This is a genomic window from Flavobacterium sp., assembly GCF_043779715.1.
Classification (GTDB): domain Bacteria; phylum Bacteroidota; class Bacteroidia; order Flavobacteriales; family Flavobacteriaceae; genus Flavobacterium.
This window is the reverse complement of the sequence record NZ_JAYWDT010000167.1, coordinates 1-7,108: the sequence shown is the minus strand read 5'-3', so window position 1 is coordinate 7,108 and position 7,108 is coordinate 1. Positions and strand designations below refer to the sequence as shown.

Below are 7,108 nucleotides of genomic sequence, written 5' to 3'. Positions count from 1 at the left end.
AAGAACTTTTATATCAAAATAAATGATGACAACTCTTTTGATAACTTTATGTAAAAGCTATTTTATTTTTTCATTAGATATCTTACATTAGCAAAAATTCCAAGATTTCTTTATGCAAGAGCAAGATCAATATAATGAGGACAATATACGTTCACTCGACTGGAAGGAGCATATTCGTTTGCGTCCCGGAATGTACATTGGGAAGCTAGGCGACGGTTCTTCACCAGATGATGGTATATATATTCTTCTCAAGGAAGTTCTCGATAACTGTATCGATGAATTTGTAATGGGTGCCGGAAAAACCATCGAAGTCACCATGAAAGACAAAATGGTTACTGTTCGTGATTACGGACGTGGAATTCCATTAGGTAAAGTTATCGATGTAGTTTCTAAAATGAATACTGGAGGGAAGTACGACTCGAAAGCATTTAAAAAATCTGTAGGACTAAATGGAGTAGGAACAAAAGCTGTAAACGCACTTTCTCATTATTTTCGTGTAGAATCTGTTCGTGATAACCAGCAAAAAGCTGCCGAATTTTCTGCAGGAAATTTAACTTTAGAAGAAGATATTATAGAAAGCACGAAGCGTAAAGGAACAAAAGTTTCGTTTATTGCTGATGAAGCTATTTTCAAAAACTACAAATATAGAAACGAGTATATTATCAAAATGCTCAAAAATTATTGTTACCTAAACACAGGATTAACCATAATTTACAATGGGGAAAAGTATTTTTCAGACAACGGATTAAAAGATTTATTAGAGGAAACTATTGCCGAAGAAGATATGGTTTACCCAATTATTCATCTTTTAGGTGATGATATCGAAATAGCAATAACACACAGTAAAACACAATATTCAGAAGAGTATTATTCGTTCGTAAACGGACAAAATACCACGCAAGGAGGAACGCATTTAGGTGCTTTCCGTGAATCGATAGTAAAAACCATCAAAGAATTTTACAACAAACCATTCGAAGCATCAGATATTCGTAAATCAATCGTTTCTGCGATTGTGGTTAGGGTTGAAGAACCAGTTTTTGAATCGCAAACTAAAACCAAATTAGGATCTACAGATATGGGACCTGATTTGCCTTCGGTGAGAACTTTTGTGAATGATTTTATTAAAACCAAATTAGACAACTTTTTACATAAAAACCCTGAAACTGCCGATTTGCTTTTGCGCAAAATCCTGCAAGCAGAAAGAGAACGTAAAGAACTTTCAGGTATTAGAAAATTAGCCAAAGATAGAGCCAAAAAATCTAGTTTACACAACAAAAAATTACGTGATTGTAGAGTTCATTTAACTGATGCTAAAAACCCACGAAGTTTAGAAAGTACACTTTTTATTACCGAGGGAGATTCGGCTTCTGGTTCGATTACTAAATCTCGTGATGTAAATACGCAAGCAGTTTTTAGTTTGCGTGGAAAACCCTTGAATTCCTACGGAATGTCGAAAAAAATTGTATACGAAAACGAAGAATTTAACTTGCTTCAAGCGGCACTAGATATCGAAGAAAGCATGGAAGATTTGCGTTACAACAACATCGTAATAGCTACCGATGCCGATGTCGACGGAATGCACATTCGTTTGTTACTAATTACCTTCTTCTTGCAATTTTTCCCAGAAATGATCAAGGAAGGACATTTGTATATTCTTCAAACGCCATTATTTCGTGTGCGTAACAAGAAAGAAACCATTTACTGTTATTCAGAGCAAGAACGAAGAGATGCCATCGAAAAATTGAAGCCAAAACCAGAAATTACTCGATTTAAGGGATTAGGAGAAATTTCTCCAGACGAATTCAAGAACTTTATTGGCGAAACCATTCGTTTAGATCCAGTTATGTTAGATAAATCGACATCAATAGAAAAATTATTGGAGTTTTATATGGGTAAAAATACACCTGATAGACAAACATTTATTATCAATAATTTGAAGGTTGAATTGGATGTTGTTGAAGCAGTTTAATTTTAATATATGAAAAATTTAATTCTAATTTTAGTTTTGATGGTTATAAGCATATCTTGTAAAAAAGAAGTAAAAATCCAAAAAGACGAAAAATTAGCAATTGTAAAAGATTCTGTAAGTTTTGAAGAAAAATTTTGGAATCCAAGTCAAACAGAACTTGATAAGGTTTGTAGACTTTTAGATAAATTAGAAAAAGACGGAAAATTTGAATTCGTAAAAAAATCAAAATTTAAAAGTTATAAAGATTATTATAGACAATATTTTTGCTTAATCAATGAAAGAGGTGAAAAAATTATTTTTGTAAATGCAATGTGTCAAATTGGAAAAACAACTATTGTTTATTATAAAAATGGTCTCATTGGATTTAAAGAGTTTGAGTGGAAAAAATATTTTCAAAAAGTTCACGATGGAGGTTCTTGTCATTGGCAAATTTCAATCAATATATCAAAAAACACATATGGTTTACTGAATGTGAACGGATATGCATAAAAATAGACTGTTAACGGAAACGATACTGAAATAAATTCAGCATAAATGAAAGACGAAGAAGAAGATAACATAAATCCAAATTCAGAAGACGATAACCAATCAGACGATTATTCTATTGATGAAAATCAAGAAGAGAATGACGCTGATGAAATTATTGAAGTAGATGCAAAGCACTTTGAAGGTCAGCATTTTTACGAAAACGACGAGAATCCAGAAGATACCATTACCAAAGTTACAGGAATGTACAAAGATTGGTTTTTGGACTACGCTTCGTATGTGATTTTGGAGCGTGCTGTACCTGCAATTGAAGATGGTTTTAAACCAGTTCAGCGTCGTATTATGCATTCACTAAAAGAGTTAGATGATGGTCGTTATAATAAAGTTGCCAATGTTGTAGGTCACACGATGCAGTATCATCCTCACGGAGATGCGAGTATTGGTGATGCTATGGTGCAAATTGGTCAACGAGAATTATTAATAGATTGCCAAGGGAACTGGGGAAATATTCTCACAGGAGATAGCGCTGCAGCTTCTCGATATATCGAAGCACGTTTGTCAAAATTTGCTTTGGAAGTTTTGTATTCTCCTAAAATTACCGATTGGGGAGTTTCCTATGATGGTCGTCGTGCCGAACCAAACAATCTTCCTGTAAAGTTTCCGCTATTATTGGCTTCTGGTGCCGAAGGTATTGCGGTAGGATTGTCTACCAAAGTTTTACCACACAATTTTAATGAACTAATCGATGCTTCGATAAAAATTCTGAAAGGAAAACCATTCACAATATATCCAGATTTCCAAACGGCTGGTATTGCCGATATTTCTAATTATAATGATGGTTTGCGTGGTGGAAGAGTTCGTGTGCGTGCCAAAATATCTCAATTAGATAAGCAAACATTGGTGATTACCCAAATCCCATTTTCGACAAATACATCAACATTAATCGATAGTATTTTGAAAGCCAATGAAAAGGGGAAAATCAAAATCAAAAAAATTGAAGACAACACGGCTGCAGAAGTTGAAATATTAATTCATCTTTTTCCAGGAGTTTCACCAGACAAAACCATCGATGCTTTGTTCGCATTTACGGCTTGCGAAACATCAGTTGCGCCTTTAGGTTGTGTTATTGAAGACAACAAACCATTATTTATTGGGGTTTCTGATATGTTGAAGATTTCGACTAACAGAACCGTCCAATTGTTAAAAAGTGAACTCGAAATTCAGTTAAGTGAACTCGAAGAACAATGGCATTTCCTTTCGTTAGAACGTATTTTTATCGAAAACAAAATATACCGTGATATTGAGGATAAAACAACTCGTGAAGATGTAATAAAAGCAGTTGATGACGGATTAAAACCATTCACAAAAAAACTAAAACGAGCAGTTACGGAAGATGATATTCTCCGATTGTTAGACATACGAATTATGCGTATTTCTAAATTTGACAGCAACAAAGCACAAGACAAAATCGAAGCCTTAGAGGGCGATATAGAACAAGTAAAACACCACTTAGAGAACTTAATCGATTTTGCTATCGATTATTTTACACGTCTAAAAGAAAAGTACGGAAAAGGTCGTGAGCGCCAAACAGAACTGAGAAGTTTCGATACGATTGAAGCAACGAAAGTGGCTTTGCGTAACACAAAATTGTATGTAAATAAGGAAGAAGGTTTCGTAGGAACTGGACTTAAAAAAGACGAATATGTTGCCGATTGTTCGGATATTGATGATGTTATCGTTTTTCTTCGTGACGGAAATATGATGGTCGCAAAGGTCGATGAGAAGAAATTTATTGGTAAAGACATTATTCATATTGCCATTTTCGACAAAAGTGACAAACGCACGATTTACAATATGATTTATCGCGACGGAAAAAATGGACCGTCGTACATAAAACGTTTCAATGTTTCGGGAGTTACTCGTGATAAAATGTACGATTTAACCAACGGAAACAATGGCTCGCAAGTTTTATATTTTTCTCATAATCCAAATGGAGAAGCGGAGGTTGTCACTATTTTATTACGTCAAGTAGGAAGTATTAAGAAACTAAAATGGGATTTAGATTTTGCTGATATTGCCATAAAAGGTCGTGTAAGCAAAGGAAATACTGTTTCTAAATATCCGATTAAGAAAATTGAACTGAAAGAAAAAGGAATATCTACTTTACGACCAAGAAAAGTTTGGTTTGATGATACTGTTCAGAAATTGAATGTTGATGGAAGAGGAGAATTATTAGGAGAATTTCGTCCAAATGATCGTTTGTTAATAATCAATCAATCTGGGAAACTGAAAACTATTATTCCAGAACTAACTACGCATTTTGATGAAGATATGGTTGTGTTAGAAAAATGGCATCCTAAAAAACCAGTTTCGGCAATTTATTATGATGGCGAAAAAGATCGTTATTATGTGAAACGTTTCTTAGTTGAAAACGAAAATAAAGAAGAAATTTTTATCACCGAACACGAAAAGTCGCAACTAGAAATTGTTTCGACCGATTGGCGTCCTGTTGCCGAAATTATTTTTAATAAAGTAAAAGGTGTTCAGAAGGAAAATCAAACGATAGATTTAGAGCAATTTATAGGAATAAAAGGGATAAAAGCTATTGGAAATCAATTAACAACAGACAAGCTAAAACAAGTGAATCTTTTAGAATCTTTGCCTTTTGAAGAACCAGTTGAAGTGGTTCCTGAGGAATTAGAAGTTTCCGATGATGAAAATATTTCGGAAAATATTCAAACTGAATTAGATGATGATGGACAAATAACTTTGAGTTTAGATTAATAAATAAAAAAACCAGCAATTGCTGGTTTTTTTATGAGTATACTTTTATTTTTAGCTGGATTCTGTTGGAATTTCGGGTAGTATTTTTTTACTAAACTCTTAATATATAATCACCTTATACATTTGAAATTTATTTAGAATCTTGATTAATTCAGTCACTATTAAGTATCTTTTTGATTTTAGTTAACGACAACATTCATAGATACCGTTAAAGCATTTCCTGTTCCTGAAAAACGTTGTGCGTAGACTTCTATATAATCATTTGTTGATAAATCAACAATGGCTTCAATTGGAAGTGCCAAGATATCTGTAGTTGAATTTGAGTTTATGTAAACTTTAGATTGATTGATTACTGTTCCATTTTTAGCAATGAAAAACAAATAAGTGGTTCCAGTAGCATTCGCTTGAAAAGAAGCCGCACCACTTACTCTAAAAAACCTTCTCTTTGTTCCTAAATATTGTAACCTGTTATCTACACCACCTCTTGAAAACCTAAATAGATTATTAGAAGTTGTTACTCCTGCCAATTTAACATTTGTGCCTGTCGGAGTCAAATTTGTTGACGCACCTGATCCAACAGGGTAGTCAAAATTTATATCCCCTGTAGCCACAGCATCAGTTTCAGTAGAAATACCAGAACTTCGGACATTCCATCTATTATTAAAATTATATCCTGTATATGTGCCTACTGTATAAGGATTTACATATTTTCCAGTTGTTAAAGTTCCTGTAAAAACAGTACCCTCTAAAATGGCGTCTCCAGAGATAGTTGGGTTTGTGGATACATCAAAACCAATACTTGTCCCTACCACTTCACTAAAACCACCTTGTTTAGCAACTAAACTGAAAGTACCAACTAATTTTTCATAAGTACCTGCATTATTACCAAACCAACCTGCATTACTTAATAATAATCTTGTAACATTTTCATAAGTAATCCCAGTCGTATTACCTGAATACTGAATAATACTTACAAAAACTAAAGAAAAGTTTTTAAGCAATCCAACACTGGCAGAATTCGCCGTTATACAATCTCTAAAAATTATACTGGCGGTACCAGCACCATCAATATTAAATACATTACCAGCACTTGCCACTATTGTTAATGCCCTGATTGTTCCTCCTGTGGAACCAACAAAAATATCACCGGATGTTCTTACTATCTTATCCTCTCCTGAATCATATCCTGTAAAATAAGCATTATTCAATTCAATTGGGAAATTAAAAACAATTGTTCCATTAATTTCGTATAAAGTACCTGTGTCTAAAAGATATTTCGTTCCACCACCCGCTGCCAGTTCTGTAGCTAAAACTGTAGCAAGAACATCTGTAGACTTAATAAGTTTGTATTTTAATCTACCATCAGCCTCGCTATTAATTTTAACCCAAAGACTTGTGGTAGAATTATAATAATAAAAAGATTTTAAATCTGTATCATAAACTATTAAGCCATCTGTTGGAGTAACTATTGCTGTTTTTTGAGCAGTAGTCATTCTAGGAGTTAACATTCCTTTAGTTGTAGAAGTTACATCTAAAATTGAACTGGCATTTGGTGTAACGGTACCAATTCCCACTTGTGCATTGGAAGTAATATTTCCTAAAATCGAAATAAGCACAATTAAAAAAACTGATTTTAAAGTAGATTTCATCATATATATTATTTTTTGGGTTTATTTTTTTGCATTAAACTTAAATAAGAAAATTAAATTAACAATTATAAAATTGAAGCTCTTATAAAAAATATATGAGACTATTATTTTATAGATGCTATTTTCTTGTTTTTGTATATGTAAATTTTTAGGAATTAAAAGATTCTAAGAAAATATTTTATCAAAGGTAGCTTATTGACTATTGGTTATATTACGGTTA

General features: G+C 33.0%; 4 protein-coding genes. 3 read left to right on the top strand and 1 reads right to left on the bottom strand.

The window, feature by feature from the left end:
• Nucleotides 1-112: 112 nt before the first annotated feature.
• Genes ACH2BG_RS08120 through ACH2BG_RS08110 form a run of 3 tightly spaced genes read left to right on the top strand, consistent with a single transcriptional unit; the run spans nucleotide 113 to nucleotide 5,239 of the window.
• Complete coding sequence (locus tag ACH2BG_RS08120) at nucleotides 113-1,969, top strand: DNA topoisomerase IV subunit B (RefSeq protein ID WP_395047199.1); 1,857 nt, start codon at nucleotides 113-115, stop codon at nucleotides 1,967-1,969.
• Between the two features lie 9 nt (nucleotides 1,970-1,978).
• On the top strand, nucleotides 1,979-2,458 hold the full coding sequence (locus tag ACH2BG_RS08115; protein ID WP_395047198.1) for a hypothetical protein: 480 nt from the start codon (nucleotides 1,979-1,981) through the stop codon (nucleotides 2,456-2,458).
• Between the two features lie 45 nt (nucleotides 2,459-2,503).
• Entirely contained in the window at nucleotides 2,504-5,239 is a 2,736-nt protein-coding gene (locus ACH2BG_RS08110; RefSeq protein ID WP_395047197.1) for a DNA gyrase/topoisomerase IV subunit A, read from the top strand.
• 179 nt (nucleotides 5,240-5,418) lie between these two features.
• Here the strand turns inward: ACH2BG_RS08110 and ACH2BG_RS08105 are convergent, their stop codons facing one another.
• Nucleotides 5,419-6,891, bottom strand: a complete 1,473-nt coding sequence (locus ACH2BG_RS08105; protein WP_395047196.1) for a hypothetical protein — start codon at nucleotides 6,889-6,891, stop codon at nucleotides 5,419-5,421.
• Nucleotides 6,892-7,108: the final 217 nt, after the last annotated feature.